We start from the raw sequence: 20,466 nt of genomic DNA, 5'->3' as shown, positions 1-20,466 counted from the left end.
GACCCCGTGCGAGCCGCAGTACTGCACACTCACGGCGAAGCCCCGAAGCACGTCGAGCATCCGGATCCCGTTGCCGGGGATGGCGTGTCGATCGTGCGTGTGACGGCCGCTCCGGTCGTCCCGCTGGACCTGTTGTGCGCGTCCGGTACGTCGTACTTCGGTCCGCCGGCGTTGCCGTACGTGCCGGGTGTGCAGGGTGTCGGCGTGGTCGAGCAGTCCGAGGTGATGGCGCCGGGGACGAGGGTGTTCTTCGCGACGTCCGCCGGAATGGCCGCGGGTGACGGGAGTTTCGCGGAGCGGGCCGCCGTTCCCGATGCGGACCTGATTGCGTTGGATACGCCGGTGTCGGACGCTGCGGTGGCGGCCATCGGGCTGTCGGGGGTGGCCGGGTGGATGACGTTGACCTGGCGGGCGCAGTTGCAGCCGGGGGAGCAGGTCCTCGTGCTCGGCGGTGGCGGTGCTGTGGGTCAGGTCGCGATCGGCGCGGCCCGGGTGCTCGGAGCCTCGCGGGTCGTGGCCGTGGCTCGCTCGGAGGCGTCGAAGGAGCGGGCGCGTGCCGCGGGTGCGGACGAGGTGATTGCCGCGAGCACCGATGTCGACGAGCTGACGAGCCGGCTCGGCTCCCCGTCGTACGACGTGGTGATCGACTCGGTCTTCGGGACGGCCGCGACGGCCGCGGCGCGGGTGCTCGCTCCGGGCGGCCGGCTCGTGAACCTCGGCGGATCTTCGGGCGACGAGGCGGTGTTCTCGTCCGCCGTACTGCGGGGCCGGACGGCGAGCGTGCTCGGGTACACGAACAACGCGCTGACGGCGGACCAGCGGCGCGAGGCGCTGACCGCCGTACTCCACCACGCGGCGTTCGGAGCCATCGCGGTGGCTCACGAGACTGTCACGCTCGACGAGGTCGCGAGCGCGTGGAAACGTCAGGCGGCCGGCGAAACCGACGGCCGCCTCGTGCTGACGATCAGCGCAGCTGGGTGATCAGGCCGTAGTCCTTGGCTTCCTGGGCATTCAGGATCCGACCTGAGTCCAGGTCGTGCGCCACCTCGTCGGCCGACCGGCCGGTCGCGCGCGCGAGCAGGTCCCTGAGTCGCGCCAACTGCCGCTCGTGCTGGTCGGCGTAGGCCACGAGTTGGTCGGCCGTGCCGTCCGCCCTGAACTGTGGCGTGGAGAGCACGAACATGGTGTGCCGGTGCGCCTCACGCTGCGCGGCGGCCGCGAGTACGGCGACCGCGGGACCGCGGACGGTGCCCCGGGCAACGACGTGGACCGGTGCGTCGATCAGGTCGATCGCACCGGTCAACGCGAGCACGGCATCGAGCTCGGATTCCGACGAGGACAGCTGCAGTGTGATCGGCTCGTTGCCGCGGGCATCGAGCAGGAGGAGCTGCGCCGCCACATGACTGCCCAACGGGTCGTCCAGCCGCCCGTCGACCAGGATCGTCCGCTGCGCCAACAACCGATCGGCCAGCTCCTGCTCGAGACTGATCGAGGTCGGCTCGTACCAGGACGGCAGGATCGGCTGCGGCGAGACACCAGGCTGCGGAGGCACCGCGGGGTTCGGTGGGATCGCGGGTCCCGGGCTGGGGATCTCCGGACCGGTTGGCCAGGTCGCGGCGGGTTTCTCGACGTACATGCTTCCTCCTGGGTGCGTCGTCCCGTCCACCTTGCGACAGACGTCTTCCAGCGTGAAGGGTCTTCAGCTGACAGCAGACACGGCGGCGACGATCCGGTTCCAGAAGGCGTCCTGGTCGAGGGCGACTGCGATCCGGGCGTTGGGCGGGCGACCGGTGTAGCCGTCGAGGTCCACGACGGTCGCGCCGGCGGTCCACTCGCCTTGGGTCTCGATCACCAGGTTCGCCTCGACGCAGCCGACGATGGCCGGGTCGATCACCCGCGCGACCGCGACCGGGTCGTGCAGGGGCGGTGACTCGAAGCCGAACAGCTCGCGGTACGTCGACGCGAAGAACGTCATCCACTCCGCGCACACCCGCGCCAACGGCGTCCCGAGCTGCTCGAAGCGCGCGAGTACGTCGGCCGTCACCAGCGCTTGGTGCGTCACGTTCAGCCCGCACATCGTGACCGGCACCCCGGACCGTACGACGAGGTCCGCCGCCTCGGGGTCGACGTACGCGTTGGCCTCGGCGAGGGGCGCGATGTTGCCGCGGTCGGTCGATCCGCCCATCCAGACGATCTCGGTGATGTTCGCGGCCAGGCCCGGCTCGTCGGAGAGCAGCCGGGCGATGTTCGTCAGCGCCCCGGTCGCCACGATCGTCGCCGGCGTCGTCCGCAGTACGTCGACCAGCAGCTCGTGCGCGGAGTACGGCGACTCCGGCACCGACGGCTCGTCGTCGAAGAGCGGTCCGTCGAGGCCGGTCTTCCCGTGAACGTCGTCCGCGATGCGCAACCGGCGTACCAGCGGCCGATCGGCGCCGCGCGCGACCGGGATGCCGGACACGCCCGCCAGCGACAGCACCCGGCGCGCGTTGAGCGTGCACTTGTCGACGGTCTGGTTGCCGGCCACGGTCGTCACCGCGAGCAGCTTGACGGCCGGATCGGCCACCGCGAGCAGGATCGCCATCGCGTCGTCGTGGCCGGGATCGCAGTCGAGGATGAGGGGTACGGGAGTAGGCGCAGCCATGCGTCAGGGTACGACGCTGGAGTTGTTGCTGTTTCCGGGACGGTTCAGGTCCTATGTTGGGCACATGAGCGACAAGGATCAGCCGCCGTCCCAGGATCAGTCCACGGCCGACCGCGGGCCGGGCCAGGGCCGGGACTCCGGTCAGAATTCTGGTCAGGGTTCCGGGCAGAGCGATGGCAGCGACGGATCGCAGCGGCCCCCGCACAAGCCGTGGCGGACCGAGGGACTGCCGCCCGGTCACGGCGACGGCGGCAAGCCGCGCCGCCCGAAGTGGTGGAAGTGGGCCGCCTGGATCGTCGGCGGGTACCTGGTGCTGTTCCTGCTCACGACCATGCAGGACCAGATGGCCGGCAGCCAGCAGACGATCGCCTACACCGACTTCACCGCACAGGTGCAGAAGCAGAACGTGGCCGAGATCTTCGCCCGCGGCGACACCATCCAGGGCCGGCTGAAGGCGGCCGCGCCGGTGCCGGGCAAGACCGACCAGAACTACACGAAGTTCACCACCGAGCGGCCGACGTTCGCGAACGACAACCTGTACGGCGACCTGCAGAAGGGCGGCGCCACGGTCCGGGCGACGCCGGTGGTCGCGCAGCGCGGCGTGCTGCTGAACCTGCTGATCTCGCTCGGCCCGTTCATCCTGATCGCGTTGTTCTACTGGTGGCTGTTCCGCCGGCAGCGGGCCGCGGGCGGTCTCGGTGGGGTCGGCGGGTTGTTCGGCGGCGGCCAGCAGAAGAAGCCGGTCGATCCGACCACCGTGCGGGTGACGTTCGCCGACGTCGCGGGGATCGACGAGGTCGAGGCCGAGATCGAGGAGATCGTCGATTTCCTGAAGGATCCGGACAAGTACCGGCGGCTCGGGGCGCGGGCGCCGAAGGGCGTGCTGCTGGCCGGCGCACCCGGTACCGGCAAGACCTTGCTGGCGCGGGCGACCGCGGGCGAGGCCGGCGTACCGTTCTTCTCCGCGAGCGCGTCGGAGTTCATCGAGATGATCGTGGGCGTCGGCGCGAGCCGGGTCCGCGAACTGTTCGGCGAGGCGCGCAAGGTGGCGCCGGCGATCATCTTCATCGACGAGATCGACACCATCGGCCGGGCCCGCGGCGCCGCCCGCTCGATCGGCGGGCACGACGAGGGCGAGCAGACGCTCAACCAGATCCTCACCGAGATGGACGGCTTCTCCGGCGCCGAGGGCGTGGTCACGCTCGCGGCCACGAACCGGGCCGACGTCCTCGACCCGGCGCTGCTGCGGCCCGGGCGGTTCGACCGCACGATCACCGTGAACGCGCCGGACCAGCCGGGCCGTGAGGCGATCCTCAAGGTGCACGCGCGCGGCAAGCCACTCGCGCCGGACGCCGACCTGAACGCGCTGTCCAAGTCCACGCCGGGCATGACCGGCGCGGATCTTGCCAACCTGCTCAACGAGGCGGCGCTCACGGCGGCGCGGCAGGGCGAGTCGCAGATCACCCAGCGCGATCTCACCGACGCGCTCGAGAAGATCCAGCTCGGCGCGGCGCGGAACGTGGTCATGCCCGAGGAGGAGCGCCGGCGTACGGCGTACCACGAAGGTGGGCACGCGCTGCTCGGGATGATCCAGAAGGGCGCGGACCCGGTCCGCAAGGTGTCGATCATCCCGCGCGGCCGCGCGCTCGGCGTCACCTTGTCGACGCCGGACGCCGACCGCTACGGGTACGACGTGGAGTACCTGCGCGGCCGGATCATCGGCGCGCTCGGCGGGATGGCGGCCGAGCAGGAGGTGCTCGGCGTCGTCACCACGGGCGCCGAGAGCGACCTGGAGACAGCGACCAGGATCGCGCGCTCGATGGTCGGCCGCTGGGGTATGTCCGACGCGATCGGCCCGGTGTCCATCCTCCCGTCCGAGGGCGACGCGCGTACGGCGGGTGTGTCGGACGAGCTGCTCAACACCGTCGACGCAGAGGTCCGCAGCCTGATCGAGCAGTGCTACGCCGACGCCCGGCGGTTGCTGCGCGACAATCGTCCGCGGCTCGACTCGATCGCCGAACAACTCCTCCTCCACGAAACTCTCGACGAGGCGGACGCGTACGCCGCGGCGGGTATCCCGCACAACAACCGACCGGAGCTGACCCCGGAGCCGCAGACGTCGGCTCGCGACGACGCGTCCTAGCCGCCGTCCAGCCGGAAGATAGTTTCCGGCTGGATGGTGATGACGGGAACCGTTCACCTGCGCGTCGCCTGAGGACCACCTGAGAGGGGTGGTTCGTTACCTGGGCGTTGACAGAGTCCGGCGCGGTTGCGTGTGGCGCGTGTCTTGGGGGACCGCGAGTGCTCGGAGCGTTGACGCTTGCCCAGGTTCGGACGGCTGTTGCCAGGGATCGCTGTTGCGTTCGTGGCGATGGTAGGCGGAGTGCAGCCGGCGGCGGCGCATCCGTTCGGGGACCCGCAGACTGTTGTGATCGCGGGTGAGGGCGCCGTTGTTCACCTGCGCTGGAAGGTCGGCGGGCTCGACGACCTGACGTTGCTCGGCGTCGCACTCGGGGTGTTGCCGCGGGACCGCGTGATGATGGACGGCGCGGTGATCTACCAGCCGGCCGACGCGGTCGCGATGGGTCCGTCGCCGAAGTTCAGCGGGTACCTGCTCCGGCAGATCACGGTTGCCAGCCGCGGGAAGGATTGCCCCGGCGCCGTGCAGCCGGGTGCCGATCTCGCGAAGGTCGGGGTGTCGATCGACTACACCTGTCCGGCCGCGGTCGGCGAGGTGTCGGTGACCGTGAAGACGCTGACGGATCTCAACCCGGCGTACAAGACACTCGCGACCGGGCCCAACGGTGCGCGTGCGGTGTACGGCGACGGGAATGACCGGCACGACTGGACGCTGGGTGCTGTCGAGGAGTCGCACCTCGGGCGCAGCGCAGCTGTTCAGTTGGGAGCTGTGGCCGGCGCGGTTCTGCTGGTCGTCGCAGGTGTGTTCGGCGTACGGCGGCGGCGCTCATGAGTCTTGGCGATCAGCTCGAGGGGTTCATGCATTCGCCCGGTGTACCGCCGGTCGCGTTCGTGCTGGCATTTGCTGCCGGTGCTGGGCATGCGGTGATGCCTGGGCACGGGAAGAGTCTTGCGGCGGCGTACCTGGTGGGGGAGCGCGGACGGGTGCGGGACGCGGCTTGGCTGGGTGGGTCCGTCGCCGTCATGCACACGTTGTCGGTGCTCGTGATCGGGATTGCGTGGACGTTCCTGTCGCTGTCCGATCTGGTGCAGATGGAGCAGCTGACCACCGGCCTGCAGTTGGTCGGCGGCGTACTGGTGGTTGCTACCGGCATCTGGTTGTTCAGACGGCACAAGCATCAACGGGGACACGGGCACGGGCACGGCCATGGTCATGAGACATCCCGGCCGGGGCTGTTTCTGCTGGGGATTTCCGGTGGGTTGACGCCCTCGCCGTCGGCCTTCCTCGTGCTGGTGGCCGGGCTGTTCCTCGGCCGCGCCGGCTTCGCCCTGCTGCTGGTCATCACGTTCGGAATCGGTATGGCGGTCGTGCTGTTCGGCGTCGGGCTGCTGGCGGTTGCCGGTAGCAACGTCGTCGTCCACGGCGGTCGCTCGCATCACCTCTTGTACGTCGCCACGCGCGTGGCACCCCTCCTCGCCGCCACCGGCATCACGCTGGCCGGCGTCGTCATGACCGCGTACGCCGCAACGCAGCTCGCGGCCCGCCTGTAGAAGGAGACCCTGACATGACCTTCACATTCAGACGGTGGCGAGCCGCCGCGGCGATGCTGGCGGCCGCTCTGGTCGCGGGCTCCGGCGCCGCGATCGTCTCGACCACGTCGGGTGCGCAAGCGGCTGCCGCGGCCGAGTCGACCGGCGCGCCCACCCTCAGCATCCGCGACGGCCAGACCCTCGAGGGTACGACGGCCGTGACCGCCGAGCCGAGCGCGGAGAACGACTCGGTGGTCGCGCTCAAGATCGACGGTCAGCAGGTCGACGCCGACCGGACGGCTGGTACGGCGCACTTCGCGTTCGACATGGGCGGCAACGGCACCGAAGCGCGGTACCACAACTACCTCACGGTCAACGGCCGGACCGACAAGGTGTTCTTCCCGGACATCCCGGGCGGCCAGAGCGGCAAGCTCGACCTGCCAGGCGAGTGGCTGCACACCGGCGTCAACACGGTCACGGTGCACGCCGGCGCCGCCTGGGTGGACACCACGAACACCGCCGCGGTCGGCTACGAGGTCCTGCCGTACGGCGAGGGCGCTCGCTGCCCGAACTACGACGACTTCCCGTTGAGCAGCATCAGCCTGAGCCTGCTCGGGATCGCGATCGACGGCGAGCAGAACGACTTCAGCTACAGCTTCGGCGACGGTACCTGCGGCAGCGGGAAGCACCTGCTCACGCAGGACCTGACCTTCGTCGTCTCCGGCGAGCCCGGCAGTACGGCGGGACTCCGCAAGGACCTCGACACGACGCAGCTGACCAACGGCGAACACACCATCGCCGCGACCACCGCCTCCGGCGCGACCACGGTCGCGAGCGTCCAGGTCAACAACGCTCCGGCCGGCGCCGCGAAGATCACGCCGGCCGACGGCATCGTGGTGAAGGGTGAGCAGCCGGTGATCGCCGCCGTACCGAGCGACGCCCCTTCCGGCGTCGAGTCGCTCGCGATCGACGGCAGCCCGGCGCAGAACGACGAGACGCTGGCCGCCGGTACGGCGACCTTCGGTGTGACCGTCGAGGCGGGCAACTCGGTCGAGGCGCGGTACCAGAACTACTTGCTTGTCAACGGCAACCGTGTCGACCTCGGTGGCGACTACGGTGTGAGCGGCGCGGAGACCGCGGCGGTCAAGTTCCCGCAGCGCTACCTGAAGCTCGGTGACAACACCGTCCAGGTGAAGACCGGCGACTACAACGGCACCGTCAACAGCGCGACCTGCGCCAACCACGACGACTTCAAGCTCAGTGCGCCCAGCCTCTCCGCCGCTGCTTCGGTGACCCGCGGGACGACGTACCTGCTGACGACGACCGGTTCGACCACCACGAAGACCGCGACGACCGACGCGATCCTTGCCCTGGGCGACGGAACGTGCGGTGCGAACAAGGAGGCCGAGTTCCACTTCACGGTCGCGGACGCTCCGGTCACGCGAACGGTCGACACACTCGGCAGCGGCGGCGACGCGCATCTCAAGCTGTTTGTCGGCGGCAACGGTTCGGACAACGGGTACGACAACAAGGTGCTGATCAACGGCATCCCGCTGGACTTCGGCGTGTGGGAGAAGGAGACCGCCGAGCTGGCGTTCCCGAACGAGTGGCTGGTGCCGGGCGTCAACGTGCTCGAGTTCGTCGCCGGCAACGACCGCGGCAGCGCGAAGCCAGGTGGTTGCGACAACTTCGACGACTTCACGATGCGGGACTTCGAGCTCATGCCGGACGGGGCGAAGGCGACCCAGCTGAGCAAGGAGATTGCCGAGAGCAACGTCACGATCGGCTCGGCGACGTACCCGGTCGGTACGCCGGTGACCGTCTACATCGGCGACGGCACGTGCGGCAGCAGCCACAACGCCGAGCTGCGCAAGACGGTCACGTTCGACGTCACCGCACCGGACGGGTCGCCGCTCCCGGCACTCGGCCGGCGCGCGGACGTCGACACCACCGCGATCGCGGACGGCGCGCACACGATCGAGGCGGTCGTCGCGGACAAGACCGCGACCCGCCACTTCACCGTCGACAACTCGGCGCCGACGGTCGACAGCAGCGTCCCGGCGGAGGGTCAGCGGATCACGTCGACGATCGCGCTGATGGTGAACGTCGAGGACGCGACCGGACTGTCGGGTACGCCGCTGATCACACTGGACGGCACCCCGGTGAAGCAGGGCGACCAGATCGGTCACGGCCTGCCCGCCGGTGCGCACACGATCGCGGTGACCGCGGCCGACACACTGGGCAACACGGCGACTCGCGAGATCCACTTCACCAGCGCGAGCATCCCTGACGTACCTACCAACCTCACCGCCGCGGTCACCGGCGTGAACGACCAGACCGCGAGGCTGACCGCGCAGATTCCCGGCGAGACCGGAGTGCAGCTGAACGCCACGTTCACCAAGGCCGACGTGGTCACCCCGGTTCAGGGGTACCAGGGCGAGGCCGCCGATGTGCCGACCTCGCTGGATGTCGCGCACGACAAGACGGTCGACGTGAACTCGCTCAAGCCACTCGACGGCAAGACGGTCGACACGACGTCCAGCCGGGATGTCGTGTTCCAGCGGTACGACCTGAACGTGAGCCAGGACAGCACGCTGCGGTGGGAGGGGACGATCGACCCGAAGCGAGTTGTCGCGCTGCGGGCGTGGGACCCGACCGCGAAGAAGTGGGTCGCTCTGACCAGTGGACGGGGTACGGCGGGGGAGAGCACGGTGCTGACCGCGCCGGTGCCCGCGCAGTACCGCGACGGTGGTGTGGTGCACGTGCTGGTGACGGGGGAGGACCCGTTCGCGGACGACCTGTCGCCGCGGGACGCGTCGGCGCAGGACAACAAGGACCACTTCGAGGACCCGGCGTCGTACGACTTCTCGATCGCGCACTTCACCGACACGCAGTACCTGACCGAGGGCGCGGCCGGCGGGACCTACGACGACTGGGACGGCGTCAAGGAGCCCAGCGACGTGATGACCGCCGAGGAGCAGGCGATCTGGGCCGCGGCGTACCGCAACGAGGTGCAGTGGATCGCCGACAACAGCGCCGGCCGCAAGATCCAGTACGCCGCCCACACCGGCGACGTGATCGAGAACGACTACTACGACCCGCTGGCGAAGAACCCGGACGGCTCGCTGCAGCGACCCGGGCTCAACGAGGAGGTCGAGAAGGAGCTCGCGCTCGCGTCGAGCTACCAGGACATCCTCGACAAGAAGGGCGTCGTCAACCAGGTCATCGCCGGCAACCACGACAACCAGCTCGGCGCCGAGACCGGTCCGGCTTCGCGGTTCAGCAAGACTTTCAGCGCGGAGCGGTACCAGCAGGTCGCGAAGGGCTGGCCGGCGGGCTCGGAGTACCACGCCTGGGACGAGAAGGTGAACCAGGACGGGTCGATCACGCCGGGCAAGGACAACCAGAACAACTACGTGCTGTTCTCGGCGGGCGGGCTCGACTTCGTCGCGGTCGGCCTGTCGTACGGCGTGACGCCGCAGGAAGCCAACTGGGCGGACTCGATCTTCAAGCGATACAAGGACCGTAACGGAATCCTGCTGTCCCACGACTACCTGCGTCCGTCGACGAACCCGGACGGCCGCGACACCGGCTTCTCGTCGCCGGACGGCTCGCCGCTGTACAAACAAGTTGTCGAGAGCAACCCGAACGTCTTCCTGGTGCTGGCCGGTCACGAGCACGGTGTCGGCACCAACCTGAAGACCAAGGTCGGCGTGACGGTTGCGCACGACGTGGTCGAGCTGCTGGCGGACTACCAGTTCTATACGGTGCCCGCGGGTGAGCTCTGGCCGACGCTGGTCGATGCCGCAGGCAACATCGACGTCAACGGCGACGGTACGCCGGACCACAAGGCGACCGACCGGCTGCAGTTCGGGGCGAGCTTCCTCCGGCTGCTGCAGTTCGACGTGAAGCGTGCCGAGATGCACATCGATACGTACTCGCCGTTCCTGAACAACTTCGGGGCAACCGAGTACGACATCCGCCAGGACGGCAGTCAGACGAAGCCGCGGTACAACGGCGCCGAGGACAACCTCACGCTGCCGGTAGACCTGACCACGAGGAAGACGTCGTTCACCACGGACTCGCTGGCGGCGTACGTGCCGAACGGCGTGATCGGCACCGACAATGTGGTCGCCAACGGTACGGCGACGACAACCTGGAGCGGCCTGACTCCGGCGACGTCGTACGGCTGGGTCGTTACCGCGACGAGTGCGGACGACGGGATCGCGGTCGCGCAGCCGGCCGTGTTCCGGACCCGCAAGGGTCAGCCGGCCCTGACCGCTGCTGCTGTTACCGCTCAATGGGGTAACGCGGCCAAGGTCACCGTGAACGTTGCCGCGGGCAAATTGCCGGTGACGGGGACGGTCGAGCTGCGCGAGGGCACGAAGGTGCGCGGTACGGCGCCCGTGACGAACGGCAAGGCGACGTTCACGCTGCCGGTCGGTCTGGCCGCAGGCGTGCACACGCTGACCGCGTCATACCCGGGCAGCGACACCTTCGAGCCGGCGCAGGCCACGGTCGGCGTGACCGTGAACCTGCCGCCGGCGTGGAACGCGAAGACGCTGTACAAGGCCGGCGCGATGGTGTCGTATCAGGGCAAGCCGTACGAGGCGGCCTGGGCGAGCATCCTGCTGCCGCCGGGCGATGCGTACGGCGCGTGGCAGGAGCTCGCGATGACCGAAGACGGGACGACGCTGTGGACGCCGTCCCGCATCTTCGACAAACCTGACGTGGTGCTCTACAAGGACAAGCGCTACCAGGCCAAGTGGTGGACCCGGAACCAGGCTCCGGGCGACCAATACGGGCCGTGGGCACCTATCCGATAGTCACCGTTTGCCCTAGGTCGTTGTAACCAGTGCTCGCCTGCCAGGTTCCGTTGTTGGCCAACTGCACCGCATAGACGGCGTTGTAGGTCTCGGTGGAACCCGGCAGGTGCGCCTGCGACTGCAGCTTCGGGTCCGCGATATTGAGCAGGACCTTGTACTTACCCGCCGGAATCTTGACGCTCCAGTTCAGGCTTACGGTCTGGCCGGCGCCCCAGCGACGCGGATCGGCCGGCACGTTGACGCGGTAGGTGTGCTTGGAGTTCTGGAACACCAACTGCACCTGCCGCGGGTTGTACGGCGCTGCCCAGCCGTCGTTCCGGATCTTCACGCCGACGTCGACCTTGCCGTGCGACTGACTCACAGTGCTCTGGGTCAGCGCGAGCCGGTACCCCAATTTCTGCTTGGCGATCTCGATGTTCGAACCCCAGCTCGCCAGCACGTCCGGGTGGTACTCGATGTTCAGGAACGAGAAGTGCAGCGCGGCCATCTCGGCCGACGCCGACGGCCACTCCGACCGCGGCGCGTCGACACCACAGGTCTCGCCGCCCTCCGGGACGTAGTTGGTGTCCTGGGCAACGAAATCCTTGTCCAGCTGGATCGGGTCGCTCAGGTAGGTCCCGAAGTCGTCCGGGCTGGCCAGGAAGCAGTCGTTGTGCTGCCCGATCCGCGCGACCGCGGACCCGTTGTACGCCTGCTGCGCGGTCAGCCCGCCCGCGGTGCCGGTCGGCACGCCGTACATCCGCTGCTTCATGTACGGCGTCCGCACCTGGACCATCTTGTCCTTCGGCAGCGCTGTCAGCAGCGCGTCGATGACGGCCTTGCGGTCGGCCCAGTTCTGGTCCGAGACCTGGCTCGGGTCGGCCGGGTTCGAGAAGTAGTCCGTGTAGTAGCCCTCGCCCCAGAGCCCGACGAAGCCGGACTGGACGACCGCGATCATGTCGGCGTTCTTCCGCAGGATCGGCGTCAGCTGCTTGATCTGCTTGACGACCCGGGCGACCGGAGCGTCGCCGTACGGCGTCGGCGGCGGCCAGCCGTCACCGGGCAGCGCGTAGGCGAACCGGACGATCATCTTCACGCCGGCCGCTCGCGCGGTGTTGAAGTCGGCCTGCATCAGGTCGAGATAGTGCTTGTCGATCACGTCCTGCTTGGAGAACTTCTCCAGGTAGAACAGGCGCAGGATCTGGGTGATGTGTTCCTGGGTGCGGAAGTTCCGCAGCTTCGTGACGTCGAGCGGGACGTAGCCGGAGTTGTCGGCGTAGTAGTGCGTCTCGGCGTGGTGGTAGAAACCGCGCTCCTGGTTCGAGATCACTGCGTCGGAGGTCGTGTAGCTGACCGTGGTACTCGGGGGAGCGTGGTGTGCCATTGCGGTCTGGGTCGGGAGCAGCAACCCAACCACCGCAAGGCTTGCGGCAAGCCGTCGTCTCATGCGGATGTCTCCTCGGACTAGCTGACGGTGAGCGTGTGCAGGAGCGAGTTCATCCCGGTGCTTGCGTCCCAGGTTCCCTGGTTCGCGAGGCGGATGGAGTACTCGGGGCGGGTGGACAGGAGCGGATCCGGCAGGTTCAGCAGCAGGGAGTACGAACCTGCCGGAAGATTCGTGGGCAGCGTGAGCGTCTGCGACACCGTGGTCGACGTACCTGCCGTCCAGCGGCGCGGGTCGGAGCTCATCGCGAGTTTGTAGGTGGAGCCGGACGACGTGTTCCGCAGTACGAGCTCGAGGTTGCGGGGGTTGAAGGGGGTCGCGTAGCCGTCGTTGTGGACGGTGAAGCTCACGGGCAGACTGCCGCCGTGGACGGCGCTGGCGGCGTAGGTGCCGGACTCGAGGCGGAACCGGTAGCCGAGGTTCTTGCTGATGTCCGCGAGACAGCCACCGGTGTTCCACGAGTTGAGGACGGTCGGCTCGTAGTCGGTGTTGATGAACGACCAGTGGAACTGCGCGAGCTCCCCGGTCGCAGTCGGGCAGCTGGACCGCGGCGGGTTCGAGCCGCAGGTCTCGCCGCCCATCGGGACGTACGTCGTGTCCGCCTGGAGGTACGGGTACTCGACGGACGGGTTCTCGTAGGTGCCGAAGTCGTCGGCGCTGGCGAGGAAGCAGTCGTTGTGGTGGCCGATCCGGGACAAGGCCGAGCCGTTGTAGGCGTTGCCCGGCTGCACGGCGGTGGTCGAGTACATGGTGCGCTTGAACTTGGGAGTACGGAGCTGGATCATCCGGGACGACGGCACGACGCTCAGCAGCTTGTCGGTGACGGCCTTGCGGTTGGCCCAGTCGGTGGACGTGACCGTGCCCGCGTTGCCGAAGTTCTGCGTGTAGTACCACTCGCCCCAGGCACCGATGAGGCCGGCTTGAACAACCGCGAGGACGTCCTTGCCTGAGTTCAGGTACGGCGCCAGCTGGTCGAGGTGAGCGAGGATCCGGTCCTTCGTGGTGTCGTCGCCCGCGGTCGAGGTCGTGTACGCGAAGCGCAGCACCATTTTCAGACCGGCCGCCCGCACGGTGTCGATCTGCTGCTGCAGCTGATCGAGAGCCGCTTGTGCGATCGCGCCGTTCTTGTACTCCGCCAGGTAGAAGACGCACATCACCAGTGAGATGCCCTGGCCGGTCCGGTAGGTCTGCAGGGTGCTCTGGGAGAAGTCGGCTTTGTCGCAGTCGCCGGTGTGGTGATAGAACCCGCGCTCGGGATTGGCGAAGTTCTCGGTCGACGGTGTGTAGGTGACGGAACCGCCGGAGGAGTAGGTCTGGGTGAGCTTGGTCGAGGTCTCCAGCGGGGACTCGACCTGGAAGGTCAGGTCGGCATCGCCCGGAGTCGCGGTCTCGCCGAGGTCCGAGCGGTTGACCGTCCACTGGGCGACTCCGCCCGAGCTGGAGAACGTGACTGTGCCGACCAGCGTCCAGCTCCAGCCGCTGCCGGTGTGCTGGTACAGGATGCCGTTCTCGAGTAGGTAGTCGGCGCCGGTGCCTGCTTGGGCGAAACCGGTCGACGCGTTGCGGTCGGTGTCGACGTACACGCGGAGGAACTGCGGGGTGCCGGTGTAGGCAAAGCGGTAGGTGACGGTGGTGGCGGTGTTGGTCGCGGTGGGGCTGCTGATGGTCGCGTGGGCGGGGGAGACCAGGAGGGCGGCGAGCAGCGTACCGGTGAGGAGTGCGCTGAGCAGGCGGAACGGACGCATCACGATGCTTCCTCTCGCTGGGCGGGGCGATGGGAATAATCATGGAGTCCAGGAAAATTATGTCAAGGTCTCAGGCCGGTCCTGATCGTCGCCTCGACCTCGTCGAGCGCGAGCCGTACGGCGCCGAGCGCGACCCCCTCGTCGGCGAACGCGGAGACGCGGATCTCCGGCGTCCGCAGACACCACCGGTCCAGCTCCCGCCGCAACGGCTCCACCATCACGTCCGCCGACCGCGAGAACCCACCCCCGATCACCACCAACTGAGGGTCCAGAGTCAGCACCAGCGCCGACGCACCGACAGCTAGATCCCGCACATAGTCACGGATGGCCCGGACGGCACCCCGGTCACCCGCGCGAGCCGCGATGAACACGCTCTCGAACTCGACCGGAGCGGAGGCCGAGGCGGAGGCCGCGGTTCCCTCGAGCCAGCTGGTGAGGTGTTCCGGGGCCCGCAGCCAGCCGGCGGCGGGGAGGGCGCCTATTTCGCCGGACCAGTTGGCGAAGCCTCGGTGGAGTTTGCCGTCGATGATCAGGCCGGCGCCGGTGCGGAGACCGGCGAGGAGGAAGACGACGTCCTTTGCGTAGCGGGCGACGCCTCGCCACGTCTCCGCGAGGGCGGCGAGTTTGCAGTCGTTCTCCACCCGGACGGGGCCGGGCACCAACCGGCGCACGTGGGCGGTCAGGTCTACGCCGCTCCACTCGGGCAACGAGTCCGACAGCATGACCTTGCCGGAGGCGTCGACGAGGCCGGTGGTTGCCACGCCGGTCGACCAGATCTGCCCAGCCTCGACGCCCGCGCCGGCCAGTGCCTTCGCCACGCAGCGGTCCAGCACCGCGAGTCGCTCGCGCCGGCCGGCAGCGGGATCGACCGTGATGCGTGTCTGGTTCAGCACCTCGCCGTCGAGGTCGGTGACGACGGCCAGCGCCTTGTGTCCGCCGATGTCTACCCCGAGCAACCGCCCGGCCCCGGCGTTGAACCGGTACCGTCGCGCGGGCCGCCCGACCGACCCCGACGCCGGCGCGACCTCGGCCAGCCAGCCGCGTCCGAGCAGGTCGCGTGCAACATCTTCGGTCGAAGCGCGCGACAGTCCCGTCCGTTTGGACAACTCGGTGAGCGTGAGCGGCTGATCGCCCCGCAACTCCCGCAGTACGGCGGATGCGTTGAGCTGGCGCAACCGCGAGAGATCCCCGCCGATCGGCTCCTCGGTCATCGCAGCTCCTCGCGTTATCCAGGACTCCTGGATAACTATAAGCACTCCGGCTGCGCGCTGGTCTCAGCGTGTGAAAGGGCGTGCCGGACCCCTGTCCAGACCTCCTGACAACGTTGTACCGTGATCTGCCGACGGTCGATCCGAAACGTTTCCGAATGCTTCCGATATGAGGAGACCAGAGTGTCCAACCCACTGAAGATCGCCACCCTCAGCTTCTGGCATGTGCATGCCGGGGACTATTCACGGCAGGCCCAGGCGCACCCGGGAACGGACCTGGTGGCCGTCTGGGACGACGACGCCCAGCGCGGTACGGCCGCCGCCGAACAGTTCGGTGTCGAGTTCACCGGCGACCTCGACGCACTGCTGGCGCGGGAGGACCTGGACGGCGTGGTGATCACGACGCCGACCGACGCCCACCGCGACATCATGGTCAAGGCGGCGCAGGCCGGTAAGCACATCTTCACCGAGAAGGTGCTGGCGCCGACGGTCGCCGAGGCCGAGGAGATCGTGGCCGCGACCGACGAGGCCGGCGTGAAGCTGATCGTGTCGCTGCCGCGGCTGTACCACGGCTACACGCAGGCGATCAGCGAGGTCATCGACGACGGCACGCTGGGCACGATCACGTACGGCCGGGTCCGGCTCTCGCACGACGGCGCCATCCCGCGTGACGGCGTCGAGGGCTGGTTGCCGCAGCGGTTCTTCGAGCCGTCGACCGCGATCGGTGGCGCGCTCACCGACCTCGGCTGCCACCCGGTGTACCTGACCCAGCTGTTCCTCGGCGCGCAGCCCGACACGGTCAGTGCGACGTACCGCTCGATCGCCGAGCGCGGTCTGGAAGACAACGCTGTCGTGGTCGTCGGTTATCCGGACCAGAAGATCGGCGTGATCGAGGCCGGGTTCGCGAGCAACAACCCGTTCACGATCGAGCTGTTCGGCACCGACGGGACGCTCACCTACACCGATGCCGGCAACGTGCTGCTGGTGAACGGTGAGCAGGTCGACGTACCGGAGCACTCGACCGACGCGTTCGCGCAGTGGGTCGATCACATCACCAACGGGACCCGCGCGGACGACAACATCGCGCGCGCAGTCGAGTTGACCCGTTTGGTGGTGGCCGCGAACGAGGCCGCCAGGACCGGTAACGCCATCGCCTACAAGTGAGGAGACGTCCGATGATCAAGGTTGGACTCATCGGTGCCGGCGGGATCGCGTCGGCGCATATCAAGGGTTACCGGCAGCACGCCGACAAGATCGGCGTGACGGCGGTCGCGGACGCGGTCGAGGAGACCGCGGCCAAGCGCGGCGAGGAGCTGGGCGCGACGCCGTACACGGACTATCGGGAGATGCTCGCGAACGAGGAGCTGGACGCGGTCGACATCTGTCTGCCGCACCACCTGCACCGCGACGCGATCGTCGCAGCGGCTGAGGCCGGCAAGCACATCCTGTGCGAGAAGCCGCTGTGCCTGTCGGCCGAGGAAGCAGCCGATGTGCGCAAGGCGGTGGTCAAGAGCGGCGTGACCCTGATGTGTGCGCACAACCAGCTGTTCATGCCGGCGGTCGCCAAGGCGCGCGAGCTGCTGCAGGGCGGCACGATCGGCACCGTATACGAGGTACGGACGACCGACAGCTTCTACAACGACTTCGACCCGAGCTCGATGGGCTGGCGGGCGAGCAGCAAGACAAGTGGCGGCGGCGAGCTCATTGACACCGGGTACCACCCCACCTATCTGATGCTGCACCTGGCCGGCGGGCTGCCGGTCGAGGCGACCGCGATGCTGTCCACGCACCGGTTGAAGTTCATGGAGGGCGAGGACTCCGCGCAGGTCCTGATCAAGTTCGACAACGGAGTCGTCGGGCAGCTCGTGACCAGCTGGGCCTACCAGCCGGCCGCGTCCACCGAACGCTTCTCCGCCGTCGGCGAGCTCGGCTCACTGACCAGTGACGGTACGACGTTGTCCTACCGCCTGCGGTCCGGCGAGACCGAGACGTTCGACTTCGAGCCGGTCGACACGTTCGTCGCCGAGATCGGCCACTTCGCCGACTCCCTGCTCGGCAAGACCCGTCCGCTGCACACCGAGGAGGAAGGGATCGCCGTCCTCGGCATCCTGCTCGCGGCGTACGAGGGCTCGCGCTCCAAGACGATCGCGCCGGTCCTGAAGGTCTAACCCTCGAAGTAGAAACCCTCCGCCAGGTCCTTGAGGAGGCCCGGGTGCGTGGGCTGCCAACTGAGCAGCTCACGTGTCCGGGCCGAGGACACCGGGCTGTTCATCGTGGCGAACCGGGCGAGATAACCGAGGTACTGCGGTGCCTCGTCCGTCGTGATCGACCTGGTGGGCAGGTCCAGGCCCCTGCCGATCGCCTCCGCGATGATGCGGAACTCGATGCCCTCGTCCTGGACTGCGTGCAGGCGGCTGCCTGCCGGAGCCGACTCGAGGGCCAGACGGTAGAGCTGTGCGGCGTCGAGAGTGTGCACGGACGGCCAGTGGTTCGTCCCGTCGCCGATGTATGCCGCGAAGCCGTTCTGGCGGGCGAAGGCGATCAGCGCCGGCGCGAAACCGTGGTGGTCCAACCGGCTGTGGGTGATCGCCGGCAGTCGGAGGACCGACGACCGGACACCCTTGGCGGCCAGTTCGACGACGAAGTTCTCCGCGTCGATGCGGTACCCGCCGGACGGGTCGAAGTCGTCCTCGGTCGCAGTCCGGTCCTTGACGATGCCGGCGAGCATGCCGGTGCCCGACGTACTGACCAGCGGCTTGTCGGTGCCGGCGAGAGCGTCGCCGATCGCTTGCAGAGCAGCGAGATCGGACGCAGCAGCGCCGGCCAGGTCGCCGGCCTGCATGGCGTCGTGGCGGAACGCGAGGTGTACGACGCCGTCCGCTGCCGCAGCCGCGGCCTGCAGGCGGTCCAGGTCGTCGAGGTCACCGCGAACAGCTTCGGCGCCCCAGCTCGTCAGGCGTTTCGCCGACTCGTCCGAGCGGGCCAGGCCGAGAACCGAGTGACCGTTGTGCAGGAGCTCCGGTACGACGGCCGAGCCGACGTGTCCGGATGCTCCGGTGATGAACACGCGCATGGGAGATACCTTTCGGGTGATGTCATTGACTGACATCACAATGCTACAGGTTCTGATGTCAGTCAATGACATCAGCTAGGATCGACCCATGGGACGGTGGGAACCGGACGCGGCCGGGCGACTGCGTGAGGCGGCGATGGCGCTGTACGCCGAGCACGGGTACGACGGCACGACCGTCGCCGACATCGCCGACCGGGCCGGCGTCACCGCCCGGACGTTCTTCCGGCACTTCGCGGACAAGCGCGAGGTGCTGTTCGCGGGATCCGAGCTGCTCGAGCAGCTGATGGTGAAGGCGCTGGCCGATGCGCCGGCGGACGCGACGCCGATGGAGGCGGTCGCGGCCGCCGTCCTGGCGTCCGCGGAGTTCTTCGACGACATCCGCCGGGAGTATTCGCGCCGTCGTCAGGGCGTCATCAACGCGACCCCGGAGCTGCGCGAGCGCGAGCTGATCAAGATGGCTGCGCTCACGTCCGCGCTCACCAACGGCCTGCTCGAGCGCGGGGTCGCACCCGATGTCGCGCCGCTCGCGGCCGAGACCGGGGTCGCCGTGTTCCGGGTGTCGTTCGAGCGCTGGATCTCCGACCCTGACGGTGAGCCGATCGTCGACGTCATTCGGTCGACGCTGAAGACGCTTTCGGGCCTGACTGCTTGACGCTCTCGTCCCAGGACGCCACCGCGACGAGCGCGACACAGGTCGCCGCGATCAGGACCAGATCGGCCACCGAGCCGAGCTGCGGGGTCGCGAGCGGCAGGAGCAGCAGGATCACCACGCCGGCGAACGACGTACCGAGGTGGATGCGGGACGGCTCCGAGATGATCCGGTGCACGGCCCACAACAGGGCGACGAAGCAGGCGGTCGGTACGGCGACGGAGTAGCTCGCGGCGGTCGGCGAGATCTGCAGGTCGTGGCTGGTCTGCTCGACGACGACCTCCAGGCCGGCGCCGAGCGCGGCGAGCGACGCGAAGATGCCGTAGTGGCCGTAACCCCAGCGGTACGAGCGATCCCGGCGCTCCTCGAGCCGCGGACCAGCGGGGCGTAGGAAGTACAGCCACCACAACGCGAACAGGATGACCAGTCCGCACGCCGCGACCGCGATCAGCTCGGCACTCACCTCGGTCTCCTCGACGGCACGCCGTACTGCGTTCGACGAGGCCAGGACGGCCTCGCCGAGCAGGATGATCGTGAACAGCCCGTACCGCTCGGCGATGTGGTGCGGATGCCAGTGCGTCGCCCGCGGCCGCTCCGCCCACAGCGGCACCGACAGCTCGAGGATCGCGAGGACGACGAAGGCGGTGAGCAGCACGGTGTCGGACGCGCCGTTATCGGCCAGATACAGCCGCCCGAACCAGCCCAGCTGCAACACCCCGATACCGAACGCGTAGCGGAACGGAGTACTGCGTGATTCCGGGTCCTCGATGCCCGCGCGCAGCCAGAGCGAGATCAGGCCGAGCCGCATCACGAGGTACCCCGACGTGACCATCAGGTAGTCGCCGTGGTCCGCGGCCGCCGGGACGCCAGCGGCGAGCAGCAGCACGCCGGCCATCTGCACCATGGTGAGGATCCGGTATGTCACGTCGTCGGTGTCGTACGACGAGGCGAACCAGGTGAAGTTCATCCAGGCCCACCAGATCGCGAAGAACACCTGCAGGAACGGCAGCAGGCCGTCGCCGCCGTGACCGTCGGCGATCGTGTGCGCGAACTGCTCGGTGACCGCGGCGATCGCGATCACGAAGGTCAGGTCGAACAGCAGCTCCAGCTGGCTGGAGACCCGGTTCGGCTCGTCGATCGGCCGTGCGGTCATCCGCACGCGGATCCGGACCGTGGCGTTCGGCACGGTGTGTCCCTTCGTCGGACTCGTCATCAGTGAGGTCATCAGTGAG

The 20,466-nt window shown here is 68.5% G+C and carries 15 protein-coding genes; 8 read left to right on the top strand and 7 right to left on the bottom strand.

The features are described 5' to 3' along the window. Positions 1–6: 6 nt before the first annotated feature. Positions 7–981, top strand: coding sequence for a quinone oxidoreductase family protein (locus ABT313_RS42975; RefSeq protein ID WP_350866587.1), 975 nt, complete (start codon positions 7–9; stop codon positions 979–981). Here ABT313_RS42975 and ABT313_RS42970 read toward each other — a convergent pair. Together ABT313_RS42970 and ABT313_RS42965 are read right to left on the bottom strand one after the other, a co-directional pair. After that, the gene (locus tag ABT313_RS42970; protein WP_350866585.1) at positions 965–1,636 is read right to left on the bottom strand and encodes an ATP-dependent Clp protease proteolytic subunit; all 672 of its coding nucleotides are present in this window, start codon (positions 1,634–1,636) and stop codon (positions 965–967) included. The genes ABT313_RS42975 and ABT313_RS42970 overlap by 17 nt on opposite strands. A 63-nt stretch (positions 1,637–1,699) precedes the next feature. Then, entirely contained in the window at positions 1,700–2,641 is a 942-nt protein-coding gene (locus ABT313_RS42965; protein WP_350866583.1) for a nucleoside hydrolase, read from the bottom strand. Between the two features lie 64 nt (positions 2,642–2,705). Here ABT313_RS42965 and ftsH point away from each other — a divergent pair, with 64 nt between their 5' ends. The 4 genes from ftsH to ABT313_RS42945 all read left to right on the top strand — a co-directional run bounded on the left by ftsH (position 2,706) and on the right by ABT313_RS42945 (position 11,136). After that, positions 2,706–4,784 (top strand): ATP-dependent zinc metalloprotease FtsH, encoded by a 2,079-nt coding sequence (ftsH, locus tag ABT313_RS42960; RefSeq protein WP_350866581.1) that lies wholly within the window; start codon positions 2,706–2,708, stop codon positions 4,782–4,784. A 177-nt stretch (positions 4,785–4,961) separates the two neighbouring features. After that, positions 4,962–5,612 carry a hypothetical protein gene (locus tag ABT313_RS42955; protein ID WP_350866579.1) on the top strand — a complete coding sequence of 217 codons (651 nt, stop codon included), beginning with the start codon at positions 4,962–4,964 and terminating at the stop codon, positions 5,610–5,612. After that, positions 5,609–6,331, top strand: a complete 723-nt coding sequence (locus tag ABT313_RS42950) for a cobalt transporter (RefSeq protein ID WP_350866577.1) — start codon at positions 5,609–5,611, stop codon at positions 6,329–6,331. Before ABT313_RS42955 ends, ABT313_RS42950 begins: the two co-directional genes overlap by 4 nt. A 14-nt stretch (positions 6,332–6,345) precedes the next feature. Next, positions 6,346–11,136: an Ig-like domain repeat protein gene (locus tag ABT313_RS42945; RefSeq protein WP_350866575.1), complete on the top strand. Its 4,791-nt coding sequence runs from the start codon at positions 6,346–6,348 to the stop codon at positions 11,134–11,136. Here the strand turns inward: ABT313_RS42945 and ABT313_RS42940 are convergent. From ABT313_RS42940 to ABT313_RS42930, 3 genes are all read right to left on the bottom strand, one after another. Then, positions 11,126–12,562 carry a DUF4832 domain-containing protein gene (locus tag ABT313_RS42940; RefSeq protein ID WP_350866573.1) on the bottom strand — a complete coding sequence of 479 codons (1,437 nt, stop codon included), beginning with the start codon at positions 12,560–12,562 and terminating at the stop codon, positions 11,126–11,128. The two genes, ABT313_RS42945 and ABT313_RS42940, sit on opposite strands and share 11 nt — an antisense overlap. A gap of 17 nt (positions 12,563–12,579) precedes the next feature. Further along, positions 12,580–14,304, bottom strand: coding sequence for a DUF4832 domain-containing protein (locus ABT313_RS42935; RefSeq protein WP_350866612.1), 1,725 nt, complete (start codon positions 14,302–14,304; stop codon positions 12,580–12,582). Positions 14,305–14,366: 62 nt separating this feature from the next. Beyond that, positions 14,367–15,515, bottom strand: a complete 1,149-nt coding sequence (locus ABT313_RS42930; protein ID WP_350866571.1) for an ROK family transcriptional regulator — start codon at positions 15,513–15,515, stop codon at positions 14,367–14,369. Between the two features lie 180 nt (positions 15,516–15,695). Here ABT313_RS42930 and ABT313_RS42925 point away from each other — a divergent pair, with 180 nt between their 5' ends. Further along, positions 15,696–16,676 carry a Gfo/Idh/MocA family protein gene (locus ABT313_RS42925; protein ID WP_350866570.1) on the top strand — a complete coding sequence of 327 codons (981 nt, stop codon included), beginning with the start codon at positions 15,696–15,698 and terminating at the stop codon, positions 16,674–16,676. An 11-nt stretch (positions 16,677–16,687) separates the two neighbouring features. Beyond that, on the top strand, positions 16,688–17,680 hold the full coding sequence (locus ABT313_RS42920) for a Gfo/Idh/MocA family protein (RefSeq protein ID WP_350866568.1): 993 nt from the start codon (positions 16,688–16,690) through the stop codon (positions 17,678–17,680). Here the strand turns inward: ABT313_RS42920 and ABT313_RS42915 are convergent. Beyond that, a complete protein-coding gene (locus ABT313_RS42915; protein WP_350866566.1) occupies positions 17,677–18,585 on the bottom strand; it encodes an SDR family oxidoreductase in 909 nt (302 codons plus the stop codon). The two genes, ABT313_RS42920 and ABT313_RS42915, sit on opposite strands and share 4 nt — an antisense overlap. A gap of 88 nt (positions 18,586–18,673) precedes the next feature. On the opposite strand from ABT313_RS42915, the gene ABT313_RS42910 reads away from it, so the two are divergent. Then, positions 18,674–19,237 carry a TetR/AcrR family transcriptional regulator gene (locus tag ABT313_RS42910; protein WP_350866564.1) on the top strand — a complete coding sequence of 188 codons (564 nt, stop codon included), beginning with the start codon at positions 18,674–18,676 and terminating at the stop codon, positions 19,235–19,237. Here the strand turns inward: ABT313_RS42910 and ABT313_RS42905 are convergent. Next, positions 19,194–20,447, bottom strand: a complete 1,254-nt coding sequence (locus tag ABT313_RS42905; RefSeq protein ID WP_350866563.1) for a low temperature requirement protein A — start codon at positions 20,445–20,447, stop codon at positions 19,194–19,196. The two genes, ABT313_RS42910 and ABT313_RS42905, sit on opposite strands and share 44 nt — an antisense overlap. Positions 20,448–20,466 lie beyond the last annotated feature (19 nt).

It is taken from the genome of Kribbella sp. NPDC000426, assembly GCF_040300265.1.
Lineage (GTDB): Bacteria > Actinomycetota > Actinomycetes > Propionibacteriales > Kribbellaceae > Kribbella.
This window is presented reverse-complemented; position numbering and strand designations above follow the sequence as displayed.

Coding starts and splice junctions, on each gene's coding strand:
- ABT313_RS42970 (WP_350866585.1), bottom strand. CDS start 1,636: ATGTACGTCGAGAAACCCGCCGCGACCTGGCCAACCGGTCCGGAGATC.
- ABT313_RS42965 (WP_350866583.1), bottom strand. CDS start 2,641: ATGGCTGCGCCTACTCCCGTACCCCTCATCCTCGACTGCGATCCCGGC.
- ftsH (WP_350866581.1), top strand. CDS start 2,706: ATGAGCGACAAGGATCAGCCGCCGTCCCAGGATCAGTCCACGGCCGAC.
- ABT313_RS42950 (WP_350866577.1), top strand. CDS start 5,609: ATGAGTCTTGGCGATCAGCTCGAGGGGTTCATGCATTCGCCCGGTGTA.
- ABT313_RS42945 (WP_350866575.1), top strand. CDS start 6,346: ATGACCTTCACATTCAGACGGTGGCGAGCCGCCGCGGCGATGCTGGCG.
- ABT313_RS42940 (WP_350866573.1), bottom strand. CDS start 12,562: ATGAGACGACGGCTTGCCGCAAGCCTTGCGGTGGTTGGGTTGCTGCTC.
- ABT313_RS42935 (WP_350866612.1), bottom strand. CDS start 14,304: ATGCGTCCGTTCCGCCTGCTCAGCGCACTCCTCACCGGTACGCTGCTC.
- ABT313_RS42930 (WP_350866571.1), bottom strand. CDS start 15,515: ATGACCGAGGAGCCGATCGGCGGGGATCTCTCGCGGTTGCGCCAGCTC.
- ABT313_RS42920 (WP_350866568.1), top strand. CDS start 16,688: ATGATCAAGGTTGGACTCATCGGTGCCGGCGGGATCGCGTCGGCGCAT.
- ABT313_RS42915 (WP_350866566.1), bottom strand. CDS start 18,585: ATGCGCGTGTTCATCACCGGAGCATCCGGACACGTCGGCTCGGCCGTC.
- ABT313_RS42910 (WP_350866564.1), top strand. CDS start 18,674: ATGGGACGGTGGGAACCGGACGCGGCCGGGCGACTGCGTGAGGCGGCG.
- ABT313_RS42905 (WP_350866563.1), bottom strand. CDS start 20,447: ATGACGAGTCCGACGAAGGGACACACCGTGCCGAACGCCACGGTCCGG.